14 protein-coding genes are annotated in these 16,802 nt (G+C 71.4%); 9 read left to right on the forward strand and 5 right to left on the reverse strand.

Translation table 11 applies throughout. From position 1 onward, the window contains the following. The first annotated feature begins 32 nt into the window (after positions 1-32). The 3 genes from WME79_RS31825 (at position 33) to WME79_RS31835 (ending at position 4,386) form a co-directional block, all read left to right on the forward strand. Positions 33-1,703: a hypothetical protein gene (locus tag WME79_RS31825; protein ID WP_437522461.1), complete on the forward strand. Its 1,671-nt coding sequence runs from the start codon at positions 33-35 to the stop codon at positions 1,701-1,703. Between the two features lie 140 nt (positions 1,704-1,843). After that, the gene (locus tag WME79_RS31830; protein ID WP_437522464.1) at positions 1,844-2,644 is read left to right on the forward strand and encodes a hypothetical protein; all 801 of its coding nucleotides are present in this window, start codon (positions 1,844-1,846) and stop codon (positions 2,642-2,644) included. 56 nt (positions 2,645-2,700) lie between these two features. Beyond that, positions 2,701-4,386 carry a hypothetical protein gene (locus WME79_RS31835; RefSeq protein ID WP_437522467.1) on the forward strand — a complete coding sequence of 562 codons (1,686 nt, stop codon included), beginning with the start codon at positions 2,701-2,703 and terminating at the stop codon, positions 4,384-4,386. 104 nt (positions 4,387-4,490) lie between these two features. Here WME79_RS31835 and WME79_RS31840 read toward each other — a convergent pair whose 3' ends face one another. Next, positions 4,491-4,700 (reverse strand): hypothetical protein, encoded by a 210-nt coding sequence (locus WME79_RS31840; RefSeq protein ID WP_437522470.1) that lies wholly within the window; start codon positions 4,698-4,700, stop codon positions 4,491-4,493. Positions 4,701-5,220: 520 nt separating this feature from the next. On the opposite strand from WME79_RS31840, the gene WME79_RS31845 reads away from it, so the two are divergent. From WME79_RS31845 to WME79_RS31865, 5 genes are all read left to right on the forward strand, one after another. Beyond that, positions 5,221-6,171, forward strand: coding sequence for a lipase family alpha/beta hydrolase (locus tag WME79_RS31845; RefSeq protein ID WP_437522472.1), 951 nt, complete (start codon positions 5,221-5,223; stop codon positions 6,169-6,171). Beyond that, positions 6,171-6,515, forward strand: coding sequence for a hypothetical protein (locus WME79_RS31850; RefSeq protein WP_437522475.1), 345 nt, complete (start codon positions 6,171-6,173; stop codon positions 6,513-6,515). The genes WME79_RS31845 and WME79_RS31850 overlap by 1 nt, the downstream gene beginning before the upstream one ends. Positions 6,516-6,617: 102 nt before the next feature. Then, positions 6,618-7,232 (forward strand): TetR/AcrR family transcriptional regulator, encoded by a 615-nt coding sequence (locus WME79_RS31855; protein ID WP_437522478.1) that lies wholly within the window; start codon positions 6,618-6,620, stop codon positions 7,230-7,232. Further along, entirely contained in the window at positions 7,226-8,959 is a 1,734-nt protein-coding gene (locus WME79_RS31860) for an ABC transporter ATP-binding protein (protein ID WP_437522481.1), read from the forward strand. The genes WME79_RS31855 and WME79_RS31860 overlap by 7 nt, the downstream gene beginning before the upstream one ends. Further along, positions 8,956-10,968 carry an ABC transporter ATP-binding protein gene (locus tag WME79_RS31865; protein WP_437522484.1) on the forward strand — a complete coding sequence of 671 codons (2,013 nt, stop codon included), beginning with the start codon at positions 8,956-8,958 and terminating at the stop codon, positions 10,966-10,968. Before WME79_RS31860 ends, WME79_RS31865 begins: the two co-directional genes overlap by 4 nt. On the opposite strand, the gene WME79_RS31870 is transcribed toward WME79_RS31865, so the two are convergent. After that, positions 10,958-11,365: a RidA family protein gene (locus WME79_RS31870; protein WP_437522487.1), complete on the reverse strand. Its 408-nt coding sequence runs from the start codon at positions 11,363-11,365 to the stop codon at positions 10,958-10,960. The two genes, WME79_RS31865 and WME79_RS31870, sit on opposite strands and share 11 nt — an antisense overlap. Before the next feature lie 134 nt (positions 11,366-11,499). Here WME79_RS31870 and WME79_RS31875 point away from each other — a divergent pair, with 134 nt between their 5' ends. After that, positions 11,500-12,441, forward strand: coding sequence for a LysR substrate-binding domain-containing protein (locus tag WME79_RS31875; protein ID WP_437522490.1), 942 nt, complete (start codon positions 11,500-11,502; stop codon positions 12,439-12,441). Positions 12,442-12,474: 33 nt separating this feature from the next. On the opposite strand, the gene WME79_RS31880 is transcribed toward WME79_RS31875, so the two are convergent. The 3 genes from WME79_RS31880 to WME79_RS31890 all read right to left on the reverse strand — a co-directional run bounded on the left by WME79_RS31880 (position 12,475) and on the right by WME79_RS31890 (position 16,603). After that, positions 12,475-13,638, reverse strand: coding sequence for a pyridoxal phosphate-dependent aminotransferase (locus WME79_RS31880; RefSeq protein WP_437522493.1), 1,164 nt, complete (start codon positions 13,636-13,638; stop codon positions 12,475-12,477). Positions 13,639-13,826: 188 nt separating this feature from the next. Continuing rightward, positions 13,827-15,881: a sodium-translocating pyrophosphatase gene (locus tag WME79_RS31885; RefSeq protein WP_437522496.1), complete on the reverse strand. Its 2,055-nt coding sequence runs from the start codon at positions 15,879-15,881 to the stop codon at positions 13,827-13,829. Between the two features lie 299 nt (positions 15,882-16,180). Beyond that, on the reverse strand, positions 16,181-16,603 hold the full coding sequence (locus WME79_RS31890; protein WP_437522499.1) for a DUF1810 domain-containing protein: 423 nt from the start codon (positions 16,601-16,603) through the stop codon (positions 16,181-16,183). Between the last annotated feature and the right edge of the window lie 199 nt (positions 16,604-16,802).

Genomic DNA, 16,802 nt, shown 5'->3' on the forward strand with positions numbered 1-16,802 from the left:
CGCGGCGGCGCCTCGCCACCAGGAGACGGGAGATGAAGCGCGATCTCAGGAGCACTCGACCCATGTTCTGCGCCGGGCTGCTCATCACCGCGGCTGCGGGGGGCTGCAACGCGATCATCGGGCTCGAGGTCGGCGAGCTCGACTCCTCGACGGGCGGCGCGGGTGGCGCGGGCGGCGCGGGCGCGACCGCTTCGAGCGTGTCGGCCGGCGGCGCGGACGCGACCGCTTCGAGTGTGTCGGCCGGCGGCGCAGGAGGCGAAGGTGGTCGCGGCGAGGGCGGCTCTGGCGAGGGCGGCACCGGCGAGGGCGGCTCTGGCGGGAACGAGGCGCTCTGCAGCTACGCCCGCGAGGGCGCCGTCCGGGCACCGTCAGGAGAGTGGGGCAAGCTGTCCGGCCTGGCGGTCGTCGGCCTCGCGGCGCGAGACGGCGAGGTGACGGCCCTGGTCAAGGAGAGCCGGGTGCTCACCAGCGAGCCCACCAAGACCAGAACGGGGTTCTCGGTCGCGAGGTGGAGCGCGTCCGGGGTCCGCGAGAGCGGGTACGGGACGACGACCGGCGACATGCTCGGCAGCGTCTCGGCCGAGCACCTGGCTGTCGTCTCGAACCTCGCCTATGTGGCCGGCTGGTCGGAAGCTCCCCTCACCTTGCTCGCGGCGGGCGGCAGGTGCACCACCAGCGCGGGCGCGGACACCGGCCGCAAGCCGAGCTTCCTGCTAGCGCTCGACGAGCTGGGCAAGTGCAGGTGGGCGTGGAGCGTGGACGCCGAGTCCAACGCCTACCCGCTCGGGCTCGCGGCGACGACCGACCGGGTCGCCTTCGCCGTCTCGCGATCACGGGCAACGAGCGCGACCACCGACGATTGCGTCCTCGGGGCCGCCGACCAGCGCGGGGTCACGGATCTCGTGACCTTCAACGCGGGCGGCAAGTGCCGGTGGAGCCGCGCGCTCGGATCCTCCGCGGCCGTGCACGTCGCCGAGGTCGTCGCCGCCCCGGAGACCGGCGAGGTGCTCGTCGTCGGCGACTACGATGCGCCGGACGGGCCGCTCGACATCCAGGGGAGAACGCTCCCCCGCGCGCCGGATCGCGATCTGTTCGTGGCGCGCTTCCGGCTCGATGACGGCGCCCTGACGGGCCTCATCCCGCTCACCGCCGCTGGGAGCCAGGCGGCGGCGCGGCACGGGTCCGCGCTGCTCCCGGGCGGCGACATCGCGGTCGCCGGGACCTACACCGGGCCGTCCTTCAGCTTCGAGGACGACTGTCCGCTCCTGCCTCCTACGGGAGACACGGAGAACTCGTTCGTCGCGCGCGTCTCGAAGGAGGGAGTGGTCTGGAGCCGCGGGTTCGGCGACGAGAAGCGAGATCAGATGGTCCTCAGTCTGGCGGTGGACGGAGCAGGCGCGATCTACATGGCTGGGACGCTCGAGGGCGAGATCGCCCTGGGGAACGGCGAGAGCCTCACGGCCGGGACGGATGAACTGCAGAGCTTTCTGATCGTGCTCAATCCCGGCGGCAACGTCCTCTCGGCGACCGCGTTCGCGGGCACAGGCACCGTGGGCGTGTGGGCGGTCGCGCCGGGCGCGACGCTCGCCGATCCCTTCACCATCGGCGGTGAGCTGACGGAGACGTTCTCTCTCGTCCCCAGCGACCATTCCAGCGCTGAGCCTGGCGAAGGGTTCATCGCCCGGGTGAAGGGGTTGCCGTGAGCGCCACGCGCGGACGCCTGCGCACCACGCGAGCAACCCATGACATTTCCGCACGACGACACGGAGCCTGCGACCGGACCGCAGCGGCGCGCATCCCAGCCCGGGTTGACGAAGCGGGGACTGGCAGCTTCCATGGGAGGATGCGCTCGCTTCACCGCCTCTTCTGTTTCTGCCTGGTCTTCCCTGCCGGACTCAGCTGTGGATTCCCCGACGCCACGTTCACGGAACGCTCCAGCGTCGGCGCTGGCGGCGCGAGCGGCGCCACGGAGTCAGCGAGCACCGTCTCCGCATCCTCGGGCGCGGCGGGCCCCGGCGGCGGCGCGGAGGCCTCCAGCGCCGGCGGGCACGGCGACGGCTCGACGGGCGCGGGCGCCGGCGGCGACGGCTCGACGGGCTCCGGCGGCGGCGCGGCGGGCTCCGGTGGCGGCTCGGCAACCTCCAGCGCGAGCGCCGGCCCGGCGACCTCCGGCTCCGGTGGCGGCTCGACGACCTCCAGCACGAGCGCCAGCGCGGCGACCTCCGGCTCCGGCGGCGGCTCGGCGACCTCCAGCACGAGCGCTGGCAGCACGAGCGCTGGCCCGGCGACCTCCAGCTCCGGCGGCGGCACCGTCGACTGCGACGCCGACGATGACGGCTATCTGTCGATCGCGTGCGAGGGCGGCGACGACTGCAACGACGACAACCCCTCGGTCCACCCGAACCAGCCCAGCACCTTCTATGACGCGCCGTTCTCTCCGGGGCGCAGCTTCGATTACGACTGCAGCGGGGTGGAGGAGACGGAGTTCGCCTCGGTCAAATGCAGCGGCCTGCTCGTCTGTGCCGCGAAGAGCAACGTATTTCTGAGCGACGTCCCGTGCGGCGGCCGGGGCCCGTTCGGCTCCTGCGACCTCACCTGCCAGTCGACCATCACCTTTCCCAATTACGTCAGGGAATGCCATTGAGCCCGCGCTGCCTCGGTGGCGGCATCGAGGATGCCACGCAACGGAGAGCCGACCTGATGAGACCCGAACCTCGTGCCATCCGATCCGTCGTGTCGTGCGCCTGCCTGCTCGCCGCGGCGGCGGGGGGCTGCAACGCGCTCATCGGGCTGGAGGTCGGCGAGCTGGATTCGTCGCAGTCCAGCGCGGACGCGGCCTCGTCCTCCTCCGCGGGAGGCCCTGGCACCGGAGGCTCGGGCGCCGGTGGTGAGGGCGCCGGTGGTTCAGGCGGCGGGGGCGGCGGGGGCGGCGGGGGCAGCGGCGACGGCGGGAGCGGCGGCGACGGCGACGGCGGGAGCGGCGGCGATGGCGGCGGCAGCGGCGGCGGGGGCAGCGGCGGCGGGGGTCCGCTGTGCAGCGACGCCGAGGGGATCCTCGTCGAGCCGTCGGCCAGCTGGGGAGCGACGCTCGGCTTCGACGTCGGCGACCTCGCGGCGTCGGACGGCGCGCTGACGGCGGTCATCACGGAGGTCCTCGACAGCGGGGCGTTTCGCTTCTCGGTCGCGAAGTGGACCTCCGGCGGGGAAAACGATTCCCGGTACGGGCTGTCGGCGAACGATGTCTGGGGCTTGCACCTGGCTGCGGGCGACGGCGCCACCTACGTGGCCGGAGAGGCCGCGGGGGCCACAAGCCTCCCCGGTGGGCTCCTCGACGCGTGCCGCGTCGGCCCTCCGCTGGTCGCCACCAACTACACGACGAGCTTCGTCGCGGCGCTCGATGCGAACGGCCGCTGCGGGTGGGCGTGGAGCCTCGACGCGCAGCACAACACCACGGCGCGCGCCATGGCGGCGAGCTCCGAGGCGGTCGTCTTCGCCGTCGACGTGACCGACGCCGGCCGGAGCTTCGGCCCGTGCGAGCTGAAGAGCGTCCCGGCGGAGTCGGCGCTGCTCGCCGCGCTCTACCCGGCGGACGGCGCGTGCAAGTGGCAACGCCGCCTCGGGCCGCGGGCGGCCGTGACCGTCAAGGCGCTCCCCGTCAACCCGAAGGCAAGCGGCAACCTCGTGACCGTCGTGGGCGACTACGAGTCGCTCGGCGGAGCGGTCACGTTCGGTGGAGAGACCCCCTTCGCCTCGGAGCAGCGCGACGTCTTCGTCGCCCGCTACACGGCGATCGACGGCGCTCTGGTGGACTTGACCACGCTGAGCCTGGAGGGGGATCAGCAGGTGGCGCAGCACGGCGCCGCGCTGCTCCCGGGCGGCGACGTCGTGATCGCCGGCTCGTACCGTGGGGTCGTCGACTTCGGCGGCGGCTGCCCGGCGTTGCCCGACGCGGGGGACACGGAGAACTTCTTCGTCGCGCGCGTCTCGCGGAAGGGCGTCGTGTGGAGCCGCGGGTTCGGCGACGACAAGGAGAGCCAGGTCGCGGCCGGCGTGGCGGTGGACGGCGCTGGCGCGATCTACGTCACGGGGGAGTTCACGGGCACGATCTCGCTGGGGAGCGCCGGGAGCCTCACGACGTCCCAGAAGCGGGCGGGGTTCCTGATGCGGCTCGGCGCGCAGGGCAACCTGATCTCCGCGGCCAAGGTCGAAGGAGCCGGCACCGTCGCCCTCCGCGGCGTCGCGGTGGACGGGGCGCTGGGCGGGCCCGTCTACGTCGCCGGCGCCGTGACGGGCGTGCTCAGCCTCGACGGGCTCGCCAAGCCGCTCGGGAGCGAGAGCGATAGCGAGTCCCGCGGGTTCATCGCGAGGCTCTCCGGCGCGCGCTGATCCGGGGGACTACCGGAAGCGCACAACCACGGACGCCCCTGGGCCGCATCGCTGGTGCGGAGGAGCGGACGGTCGCGGAGCCCGGGCCGGGTCGCGCTGCCGGCTCAGTCGAGCGGAGCCCCGTCCTCGTCGATGGCGACGGCGAAGGGCCCCTCGCTTGGCCCCGCCGGCATCACCCACCGGCCGGCCACGGTGTCGGGCGCGACGCCGGCGAGCTCCGCGATGCGCTCCTGCCAGTGCTCGGACGCCTCGGTCGCGCAGCGAATCACCGTGGACGCCGTCTTGCCCCCTGCCGGCTCGGCCTCCAGCACCACGGCGACCTCCGCCGCGAGCGCCGCGTCCGCCTCGACGATCTCGGCGGGACGCCGCCGCGCTGGCCAGGAGCACCGCGGAGATGCCGTATCCCCGCACCAGGTCGAGGCACAGGAGCACGAGGCGGGCCGCCGACACCCGCGACAGCGTGCCGTAGGGGGCGTGGCGCGTGTCGGAGAGATGGATGATCCGGTACCCCTGCACGAGCGATGCGATCTGCGACGAGAGGCGCGCGGCGGCGCCGCGTTCGTCGAGAATGACGAGGGTTCGTTGGCTGGATGAGCTCATGACTGGCGAGCAGCGAAATGTAGCAGGTGGAGCTGACCATTTGTCCCCGAACGCGTACACCATTTAGAAGGCGACCGTTCGAGTAGGTGACGCGATTCACGCACGCGCGGTGCGCCGGCTGCCCTGAATTGGACTCCAGCCCTGGAAGTCCAAACGCGATTCGGGAGCGTGGGCGCCGATCTGCGGCGGGGCGCCTGGCGCGGCGCCGTGCTAGAATGCAGGCTGACTCATCGCATGGGAAGCAACCTGGAATCGGCCATTGCTATCCTCAACGGAGTCCTCGGCGACTACCTGAGGCGGACCACCAATGGCCTTGCGACCGCGATGCAGCTCGTCCGCGACGGGCGTCCGGTGCCGCTCGCCGGGGCGCTCCCAGCGGCCGCTGCGTCGGCCACGCCGCGCGTCGTCGTGCTCGTGCACGGGCTGATGAGCACCGAGGGCGTCTGGACGATGCCGGACTGCGAGACGTACGGATCGCTGCTCGCGCGCGATCTCGGCTACACGCCGCTCTACGTGCGGTACAATAGCGGTCTCCGTGTCTCCGAGAACGGGGAGGTCCTGGATGTCCTCCTCGAGGAGCTTGTCTGTCGCTATCCCGTTCCCGTGGAGGAGCTGGCCATCATCGGCCACAGCATGGGCGGCCTGGTCGCGCGCAGCGCCGCGCACGCGGCGAGCGGCAAGGGGCGGAGGTGGCTGCCCCTGCTGAAGCGGGCCTTCTATCTCGGCACACCCCACCTCGGCGCCCCGGCGGAGCGCCTTGGCAGCGCCGTCACGTGGGCGCTCGGGCGCATCGACAATCCGTACACGAAGCTCATCGCCGACATCGCGAACCTCCGCAGCGGCGGGATCAAGGACCTGGCCTATGCCAACCTGCGCCGAGAGGACTGGGAGGGCGCCGACGCGGACGCCCTGCTCCAGAACCGGCGCCATCCCGTTCCCCTGCTCCCGCACGTCCGCCACCATCTCATCGCCGGTGCGCTCACGACCGACCCGCGGCTCGCGCTCCTGTTCGGGGACGCGGTGGTCCCGCTGAGGAGCGCCACGGGGAGGGCGGTGGCCAGGGACCGGTGCTCGCCGTTCCCGCAGGAGCACGTGCGGATCATGCCGGCGCTCGGCCACCTGCGCCTGGCCCGCGACCCGGGCGTCTACGCGCAGATCCGCGCGTGGTGCGAGGAGGCGGCGTGATGGATCGGTGGCGCGGCCTGAAGGACCTCGTGCAGGATGCGGTCGACCACGGCTCGCGGGCCGTCGAGCGCCTGCAGAAGCACGCTGCGAAGCTGCCTTTCGACCTGCTGGAGCAGATTCCTCCCATCTCGGCGCCGGTAAGGGGGATCCGGCTCGTCCACGACACCACGGTGTCTGGCGTCCACGTGGCGATCCGCCTCGTCAACCGGGTCGCGGGGTACACCATCGATGGGGTCCTCTTCGTCATCGAGCAGCAGCAGCAGAAGGAGGCGGCGGGGACGCCGGGCGAGGGCGAGGCCTGCGCGCCGGCCGGCCGTCGAGGGACAGAACGCGTCGGGCCGTGAACCCGAGGTTGCCCGCGAAATAAGGCCTCGATCTCGCCTTCAGATCGAGTGAGTGAGCGCTCACTCTTGACGAGTGAGCGCTCACTCCGGTACACGGGACGCATGGCACCACCAAGCCGGCGAGCACCTCCCCTGCGTCCGGAGGAGCGTCGCGCGAGCATCATCGCGGCGACGATCCCGCTGCTCCGCTTGTACGGCCGCAACGTGACGACGGCGCAGATCGCGATGGCCGCCGGTACCGCCGAGGGGACGCTGTTCCGCGTGTTCCCCGACAAGGAGTCGCTGATCCAGGCCGCGATCGCGACCCTGTTCGATCCGACGCCGACGCTGCGAGAGCTGGAGCGCATCGATCTCGCGGCGCCGCTGCGCGAGCGCTTGATCCAGGCGATCGAGGTCCTGCAGCGCCGCGTCGAGGGCATCTGGCAGCTCATATCGATGCTCGGCATGACGATGCCGCCACCCGTGCGCCCCGAGTCCGGGTGCGCTCAGACGCCGCGCCAGGATGAGCAGGTTCACGTGCAGCTCGAGCGCCTGTTCGAGGCGTCGCGCGACGAGCTGCGCTGCGATCCGGCGTATGCAGCGCGGCTCCTACGCCTGATGACGTTCGCGGGCACCCACCCGCGGATCACCGACGGCATGCCCCTGACCGCCGCGGAGGTCGTGGCGGTCCTGCTCGACGGTATCCGCCGCCGCTCCGAAGAGGAGGAGTCTTGCTGAGGCAGCTATTGCGCCGTTTCTTGCGCCCACAGGCGCGCTTGGTCGCGATCGTCGTCGTGCTCCAGCTCGTGGCGACGCTCGCTTCGCTGTACCTGCCGAGCCTGAACGCCGACATCATCGATCAGGGCATCGCGCTCGGTGACACGTCGCGGATCCTGAAGCTCGGCGCGATCATGCTCGCGGTCACCGGCGTCCAGATCGTGTGCTCTGTCGCCGCGAACTACGCCGGCGCGCGCGCCGCGATGAGCTTCGGTCGCGACCTGCGCGCGGCGGTGTTCCACCGCGTCGGCGAGTTCTCCGCGCACGAGCTGTCGCGGTTCGGAGCGCCGTCGCTCATCACGCGCACGACCAACGACGTCCAGCAGGTGCAGATGGTGGTGATGATGGGCTGTACGATGCTCGTCCTCTCGCCGATCATGTGCGTCGGCGGCATCGTGATGGCGCTGCGCGAGGACGGGTCGCTCGCCTGGCTGCTCGCGGTCGCAGTGCCGCTCCTCGCGGGCGCCGTCGTCGCGCTCATGTCGCGGATGGTGCCGCAGTTCCGGCGGATGCAGCCCCTCATCGACACCGTGAACCGCGTGCTGCGCGAGCAGATCACCGGCGTGCGCGTGATCCGCGCCTTCGTGCGCGAGCGCGCCGAGGCAGCGCGCTTCGAGCACGCGAACGGCGACCTCACCGACACCGCGCTGCGCATCGGGCGCCTGCAAGCGCTGATGTTCCCGATCGTGATGTTCGTATTCAACGCTTCGAGCGTCGCCGTCCTGTGGTTCGGCGCGCACGAGATCGCGGACGGCACGCTCGCGATCGGCTCGATGACGGCGTTCCTCGCCTACCTGGTGCAGATCCTGATGTCCGTGATGATGGTGACGTTCATGGCCGTCATGCTGCCGCGCGCGGCCGCGTGCTCGGAGCGCATCGTCGAGGTGCTGAACACCGAGCCGTCCGTGCGCGCCCCCGACCAGCCCGTGACGCTCGTCGAGCCGACCGGCATCGTCGAGCTGCGAGACGTCGAGTACCGCTATCCGGGCGCCGAGCTGCCCGTCCTGCGCGGCATCTCGTTCGTGGCGCGCCCCGGTCAGGTCACCGCGATCATCGGCAGCACCGGCTCAGGCAAGACCACGCTGCTCGACCTGATCGCGCGGCTCATCGATCCGACGAGGGGTGAGGTCCGGCTCGAGGATGTCGACGCGCGCATGCTCGCTCTCGAGGCGGTGTGGTCGTGCATCGGGCTCGTGCCGCAGCGAGCCTTCCTGTTCTCCGGCACGGTGGCCTCGAACCTGCGCTACGGCGACCCCGCGGCGACCGACGAGCAGCTCTGGGCGGCGCTCGCCGCCGCGCAAGCGCGCGACTTCGTCGAGGCGATGCCGCGAAAGCTCGACACGCCGATCGGGCAGGGCGGCACGAACGTCTCCGGCGGCCAGCGCCAGCGGCTGTCGATCGCCCGCGCCCTGCTGCGCCGGCCGCGCGTGTTCCTGTTCGACGACGCCTTCTCCGCGCTCGACGTCGCGACCGAGGCCCGGCTGCGGGCCGCGCTCGCCGAGCGCACGCGCGCCGCCACCGTGATCATCGTCGCGCAGCGCGTGTCGAGCATCGTCGACGCGGACCAGATCCTCGTGCTCGACAACGGCGAGATCGTCGGCAAGGGCAAGCATGGCGAGCTGCTCGCGTCGTGCCCGACGTACGCTGAGATCGTGGCCTCGCAGCGCGATACGGCGGTGGCCGCATGAGCGCGCGTCGCGCTGGTTCCCCGCCCGCCGCCCCCGAGGGGGCGCGCTCCCCGATGATGCAGCGCGGCCCCTTTGGCATGGGGGCCGCGCCGCCGCAGAAGGCGAAGCAGTTCGCGCCTTCCGCGCGGCGCCTCCTCGGCCGCCTCGCCCCCGAGCGCGCGCGCCTCGCTGTCGTGCTCGCTTGCTCCCTGCTCAGCGTGGGGCTCGGCCTGATCGGCCCGAAGCTGCTCGGCCACGCGACGGATATCATCTTCTCCGGCGTGATCGGCGCTCGCCTCCCGGCGGCCGCCACGAAGGAGGAGGCCGTCGCGGAGCTCCAGCGCTCCGGCCAGGAGCGGCTCGCCGAGCTCGTGGGCCACATGGACGTCGTTCCCGGCCGCGGCATCCAGCTCCGCGAGCTCGCCGAGCTGCTCCTGGTCGTGATGGTGCTCTACGCCGGCGCGTCGCTGTTCGCCTGGCTGCAGGGCTACCTGCTCAACAACGTCGTGCAGAACACCGTGCGACAGCTCCGCACCGAGGCGCAGGACAAGCTCGCCCGCTTGCCGCTCGCCTACTTCGACGGCCGCCCGCACGGTGAGCTCTTGAGCCGCGTCACCAACGATATCGACAACATCGCGCAGGGCCTGCAGCAGACGCTGACGCAGATCATGAACGGCGCGCTGACGCTCATCGGCATCGTCATCATGCTCGTCGTGATCTCGCCGGTGCTCGCGGTGATCACGCTCTTCACCGTGCCGCTCTCGGTGCTCACGACCGCGGCGGTCGCGAAGCGCGCGCAGGCGAAATTCGTCGCGCAGTGGGCGCAGGTCGGCGTGCTCAACGGTCAGATCGAGGAGGCGTTCACCGGCCACTCGCTCGTCAACGTGCTCGGGCGGCGCCGGGACGTCGAGGCGCGGTTCCAGTCCACGAACCAGGAGCTGTTCGAGACCAGCTTCCGCGCTCAGTTCATGTCCAGCATCATCATGCCGGCGGTCAATTTCGTCGGGAACCTGACCTACGTCGCGATCGCCGTCGTCGGCGGCCTGCGCGTCGCCTCGGGCGCAATGCTGCTCGGCAGCGTGCAAGCGTTCATCCAGTACTCGCGCCAGTTCTCTCAGCAGCTCGGCCAGCTCGCGTCCGTCACGAGCGTCCTGCAATCGGGTGTTGCCTCTGCAGAGCGGGTGTTCGAGCTGCTCGACGAACAGGGCCAGTCCCCCGACGCCGCCCCGCCCGCGGCCCTGCCGAAGGTCAACGGCGAGGTCCGGTTCGAGCACGTCACGTTCCGCTACAAGCCCGACGAGCCCCTCATCGAGGACCTCAACCTCACGATCAGGCCAGGCCAGACGGTCGCGATCGTCGGCCCGACCGGCGCCGGCAAGACCACGCTCGTGAACCTCTTGATGCGGTTTTACGAGCTCGACGGCGGTCGGATCCTGATCGACGGCGTCGACATCGCGCGCTTGCCTCGCCACGAGCTGCGCGCGAAGCTCGGTATCGTGCTGCAGGATACATGGCTGTTCTCGGGCACGATCCGTGACAATATCGCGTTCGGCAACGCAGCCGCGACCGAGGCCGACATCCAGGAGGCAGCGCGCGCAGCGCACGTCGACCGCTTCGTGCGCTCCCTGCCCGCCGGTTACGATACGGTCATCAACGAGGATTCGGGCAACCTGAGCGCCGGCGAGAAGCAGCTCATCACGATCGCCCGCGCGTTCCTCGCGAACCCGGCGATCTTGATCCTCGACGAGGCGACCTCCTCGGTCGACACCAGGACCGAGGTGCTCGTCCAGCGGGCGATGGCCGCCTTGCGCGCCCAGCGCACGAGCTTTGTCATCGCGCATCGCCTCTCGACGATCCGCGACGCCGACATGCTCCTCGTGATGAACGCAGGGCGCATCGTCGAGCGAGGCACACACGCGGAGCTCCTCGCCGCAGGCGGCGCCTACTACGCCTTGTACCAGACCCAGCTCGCCGGCAACGGCGGGAGCGGCGCGCAGCTCGAGGGCCACGCCGCTGCGCTCAGTCGATGACCGCGGTGGCCTCGACCTCGACCAGGTGATCGGGGTCGGAGAGCGCGCTGATGCCCAGCAGCGTGCCTGGCGGGACCGGGGTGACTCCCAGCTTCGCGGCCGCCCGAGCGATCCCCTCCAGCAGCAGGGGCATCTTGTCGGGAGTCCAGTCGACAGCGTAGATGGTCAGCTTCGCCACGTCGTTGAAAGAGCCGCCAACCCCGGCCAGGGCGGTGGCGACGTTGAGATAACACTGCTCGACCTGAGCGGCGAAGTCGCCCCTGCCGATCGTCCTCGCATCGGCATCCCAGGCGACCTGGCCTGCGATGAACACGAGCTTTGACCCGGTGGCGATCGACACCTGTCGGTACGCCTCGATCTTCGGCAACCCGCTGGGGTTCACCAGGGTGATGGCCATGCTTCCTCCTTCGTTCTCCCCCTGCGCGCAGGGCGGCATGCCCCGCCGTGCGCTGGTTAGATGTACCCGCCCCGCCGCGACCGGTAGGCCCACGGCGCGAAACGCGCCGATGAGCGCTGCTATACAATCGCGCCATGAACCGCGCGACGGACCGCTTCGAGGGTCTGACCGTCTTCCTCACCGTGGCGAGGCACCGGAGCTTCCGCGCCGCCGCCGCGGAGCTCGGCGTGACCACGGGCGCCGTGAGCCAGGCGATCCGCGCGCTCGAACGCCGCGTCGGCCTCCCGCTCTTCTCGCGCACGACGCGCCGCGTGGGGCTCACCGAGGCCGGCGAGCGGCTGCACGAGCGCCTCGCGCCCGCGGCCGGTGAGATCAGCGCCGCGCTCGAGGCGCTCGACGAGCTCCGCGGCCAGCCCGCGGGGCTGCTCCGCCTCACCGTCCCTCGGACGGCCGTGCCCTTCGTGATCGAGCCGGTGCTCCCGCGCTTCCGCCGCGCTTACCCCGACGTGGCCGTCGAGATCTCGGTGGACGACGCCTTGGTCGATCTCGCCGAGACCGGCTTCGACGCCGGCGTGCGGCTCGGCGAGGACCTCGCCCAGGACATGACCGCCGTGCGCCTCACGCCTGATCTCCGCTGGCTCGTGGTCGGCGCACCGGCGTACTTCGCGGCCCACGGCCGCCCCGAGGAACCCGAGGATCTGCTCGCCCACACGTGCATCCGGTACCGATTCCAGAGCGCCGCGCTCTATCGCTGGGAGTTCGTGCGCGATCACCGCGAGATCACCGTGCACGCCCCTGGCACGCTCACGGTGAACGACGCCAATCTGGCGGTGTCCCTTGCGCGCGATGGGCTCGGGCTCGCGTACATGTTCGATCTCGCCGTCGCCGAGGATCTGGCGAGCGGGGCGCTCGCGACGGCGCTCGAGCGCCATGCGCCGACGGGGCCCGGATTCTTCCTCTACTTCCCCGCCCGCGCGCAGACCCAGGCGAAGCTGCGAGCGTTCATCGACACGGCGCGCGCCGTGCTCATGCCAGAGGGCCACCGGAAGGTGAAGGAGACGCGCGCCGCCTCGTGAGCTCCCTGGGCACCTCCAGGGCCCCCCCGCCGGTCACCGCGCGCGCTGCCAGGCGACGATCCGGGTCACCGCCTCGTCGACCTGCTCGACCGGGGCCGCGAAGGACAGCCGGACGTACCGCGCGCCGCCGGCGCCGTCGAAGTCCGTGCCCGGCGTGAGCGCCACGCCGGTGTCGGCGAGCAGCCGCTCGCACCACGCCACCGAGTCGTCCGTGCCGACGTCGGCATACAGGTAGAAGGCGCCGTCGGGCGGCGCGACCTTCCAGCCGAGCTCGGGCAGCCGCCGCAGCAGCAGGTCGCGCGCGGCCGCGTAGCCCTCCACCAGCCGGTCCGCCTCGGCGTACGCCTCCGGGGTCAGGGCCGCGAGCGCCGCGTGCTGCGCCAGGGCGGGCGGGCACAGCGCGAGGTTCCCCGCCAGCGCGTCGACCGTCGGGACGAGCTCCGGCGGGAGCACGAGCCACCCCAGTCGCCAGCCCGTCATGGCCCAGTACTTCGAGAAGCTCGAGACGACGACGGCGCCCGCGTCGACGTGGCGCGCCGCCGTCGCCTGGCGCCCGGCCCACGGGCCGTACGTGAGGCCGTGATAGATCTCGTCGCTCACAAGCCGGACGCCATGCTCCGCGCACCAGCGCGCCATCGCGTCGAGCTCCGCGGCGTCGACCATCGTGCCCGTCGGGTTCGCCGGGCTCGCCAGGACCACACCATCGAGCTTTCCACCGTCGAACGCGGCCCTGAGCTGCGACGTTGTCAGCTGGAAGCGGCTCTCCGGGCCGCACGGCAGCTCGACCACCTCCACCCCGAGGGAGCGAAGGATGTTCCGGTACGCCGGGTAGCCCGGGCGAGCGAGCGCCACGCGATCACCCGCCTCGAACGCCGCGAGGAACGCGAGCAGGAACCCGCCCGACGATCCGGTGGTGAGGGCGACGCGCGACGGGTCGAGGTCCACGCCGTACCAGCGGCCGTAGTGCTCCGCGAGCGCGCGGCGCAGCGCCGGGATGCCGAGCGCCTCGGTGTACCCGAGGTCGCCCTCCGCGAGGAGCGCGGCCGCCCGCGCGCGCACGGCGGCGGGCGCCCCTGAGCCCGGCTGGCCCGCGCACAGGCTGATGACCGGCTCACCCGCCGCGCGCCGCGCGTTGGCGGCGGCGAGCACCTCCATGACCGCGAACGGCGGCACCTGCGAGCGGCGGCTGATCCTCACCCGGTCATCCTTCTCCCCCGCCGAAGATAGGCATTTACAGCACGGGAGCCCTGCTGTCAGCAGAGGAAATTCGATGGCCAAGCCAGGACACGAGTCGCACTCGCACGCGCACGCGAGCCCACAAAAGCAAGAACGCAGCCGGTAAGGGCCGCGTTCTCTGGGGTTGCTCGCTGCGACGACGCGCCCGCTCAGGCGATGAGCGGGGCGATGAGGAGCGACACGACGCCCATCACCTTGATGAGGATCGAGATGCCGGGGCCCGACGTGTCCTTGAAGGGATCGCCGACGGTATCGCCGACGACGGCGGCCTTGTGGGCGTCGGAGCCCTTCGCGTGGCCGTCGAGGCCGCCCTTCTCGATGTGCTTCTTGGCGTTGTCCCAGGCGCCGCCGCCGTTCGCCATCATCAGCGAGAGCACCGCGCCGACGACGAGCGCGCCGGCCAGCGTGCCCGCGAGGACCTCGGGGCCGGCCACGAAGCCGACGACGACCGGCGCGAGCACCGCGATGGCGCCGGGCGCGATCATCTCGCGGATGGCGGCCGCCGTGGCGATGTCGACGATGACCTTCGGCTGCGGCTCGACGCCCGGCTTGCCCTCGAGCAGGCCGGGGATCTCGCGGAACTGACGGCGGATCTCCTCGACGATCGAGCCGGCCGCGCGGCCGACGGCGGTCATCGTGAGCGCGCCGACGAGGCACGGGAGGAGGGCGCCGAAGAGGAGCCCCATGAGGACCTTGGCGTCGGTCAGATAGAGCACGAGCTCCGGCAGGCCCTTCGCGCGCCGGACCGCGTCGACCTCCATGTTGAAGGCGGCGAACAGCGCGACGACAGTGAGCACCGCCGAGCCGATCGCGAAGCCCTTGCCGACGGCCGCGGTGGTGTTGCCGACCGCGTCGAGCTCGTCGGTGATCGCGCGGACCTCCTTGCCGAGGCCGGCCATCTCGGAGATGCCGCCGCCGTTGTCGGCGATCGGGCCGTACGCGTCGACGGTCATGACGATCGCGGTGCCCGCGAGCATGCCGACCGCGGCGAGCGCGATGCCGTAGAGGCCGAGGTAGTGGTTCGAGATCCAGCCCACGGCGACGAGGGTCATGAGGGGGATCGCGACGCTCTCGAGGCCGACAGCGATGCCGCGGATGACGTTGGTGCCGGGGCCGGTGAGCGAGCTCTGGGCCACCTTGTGGATGGGCCCCATCGACGTGTAGTAGTCGGTCACGAGGCCGACGATGGCGCCGCCCGCAGCGCCGGCCGCGAGGGTGATGACGGTGCCGGAGCTGAAGCCGAGCCCCGGGAGGATGCCAGCCGCCGCGAACACGACGAGGAACGGCGGGACGATGAGCGCGAGGCGCAGCACCCGGGCCGGCGGCAGGTTCTTGAGCGCGCGCGTGATGAAGATGCCGACGACCGAGACCGCGAGGCCGATCGTCGCGAGGAGCAGCGGCAGCGACACGGCCATCGCGCGGAGCGCCTGCTCGCTCACCGACGGCGCGAGCTGCTGCAGCTTGGCGATCGGCAGCGTGAGGCCGAGCGCGATCGCGGCGACGACCGCGGCCACGTAGCTCTCGTAGATGTCGGCGCCCATGCCCGCGATGTCGCCGACGTTGTCGCCGACGTTATCGGCGATGACGCCCGGATTGCGGGGGTCGTCCTCGGGGATGTTCGCCTCGACCTTGCCGACGATATCGGCGCCGACGTCGGCGGCCTTCGTGTAGATGCCGCCGCCGATGCGGGCGAAGAGCGCGATCGAGCTCGCGCCGACGGCGAACGAGTGGACGATCGTCGCGAGGTGCTCGTGGTTGCGGAACAGGGCGTAGATGCCGCCCAGGCCGATCAGGCCGAGCCCCGCGACGCAGAGGCCCATGACGGCGCCGCCGTCGAGCGCGGTGACGAGCGCGGTGGGCTTGCCGTGCGCGCGCGCGGCCTCGGCCGTGCGAACGTTGGCGTACGTCGCGGCCTTCATCCCGAAGAAGCCGGCGATGAGCGACAGGAACGCGCCGGCGGCGAAGGCGCCCGCGGACAGGAGCCCGAGCGTCGCGGCCAGGAGCGCAAAGACGGCGGCGGCGTAGACGGCGAGCACCTTGTACTCGCGCGCGAGAAAGGCCATCGCCCCCTCGCGGACGTAGCGCGCGATGCGCGCCATCGTCTCGTTGCCTTCAGGGGCCTTCTTGACACGCACGTAGAAGGTACGTGCGACCATGAGCGCGACGGCGCCCGTTACGAGCGACTGGTACGACAATGCATCCACGGGTGATGGTCCTCTCGGTCGCCCCCGGCCGGAGCGAGCGCCGGCTCACTCGTCCGTCCACGACGGCGGATCAAGTAGGAAATTGCGCTGCCTCGGTTCCAGGCGGACGCCCAGGGCGAAATCAGCTGGCGCCAGGGGAACGTTGCGTCCGCAGCGTCGGTCGTGCTGGCTCCCGCGCGAGCCGACAGCGACCGTGACATTGGAATGTTACAAGCAAAAACGGCGCGCGCGACGCGAGCGTGCGCGTCGACGATCCACGCACGGGGAGATCCAGCGGCGCGTCCGACGCGCCGCCAGCGCTACTTGAGCAGCGCGAGCGTTCGCGGATCGGGCTTGCCGCCGCAGTACTTGTCGAGCGCCGCGAGGAACGCCCCCTCGCCGGGAGCCGCGCGGGAGAACAGGGTCATCGACGAGCAAAACTTCATGTCATCGGGGCTATCGAAGATGTCATGGAGCGAACGCCCCTCGACCTGGTTCACGAGGCGAGCGCACTCGAGCAACCTCGGACCGAGCGTCGGGTGCTGCAGATACGCTTCGGCTTCGGCCCTCGAAGCGATGCCGTACCTCTGAGCCATGGCGCTGTGGCCCAGGCCCTTCAGCTGCGGAAAGATGAACCACATCCAGTGGCTGGTCTTCTCTCCTCGGCGCAGCTCGGCCAGGACGCGGGCATAGACCGGAGCCTGCGCGTCCACGAATCGTTTCAGGTCGTACGGATCGGGCATAAGCGCTCCTCGACGCCCAGAGTAGCATTCGCTCGAGCCGCTCGACACAGGTGTTCCACTCCTGTTACCAGTATCCCGCATGGCTGTGCCGCGCGGGCGAATTCTCCGTTGGATGGTCCTCGCGGATGGAGCTCTACTGGGCGTGGGGAGCATGCGAGCACCCCGACAGCGCTCGCACATCGGAACGACGACGTTCGTC

This window comes from Sorangium sp. So ce726, from assembly GCF_051521405.1.
Lineage (GTDB): Bacteria > Myxococcota_A > Polyangia > Polyangiales > Polyangiaceae > Sorangium.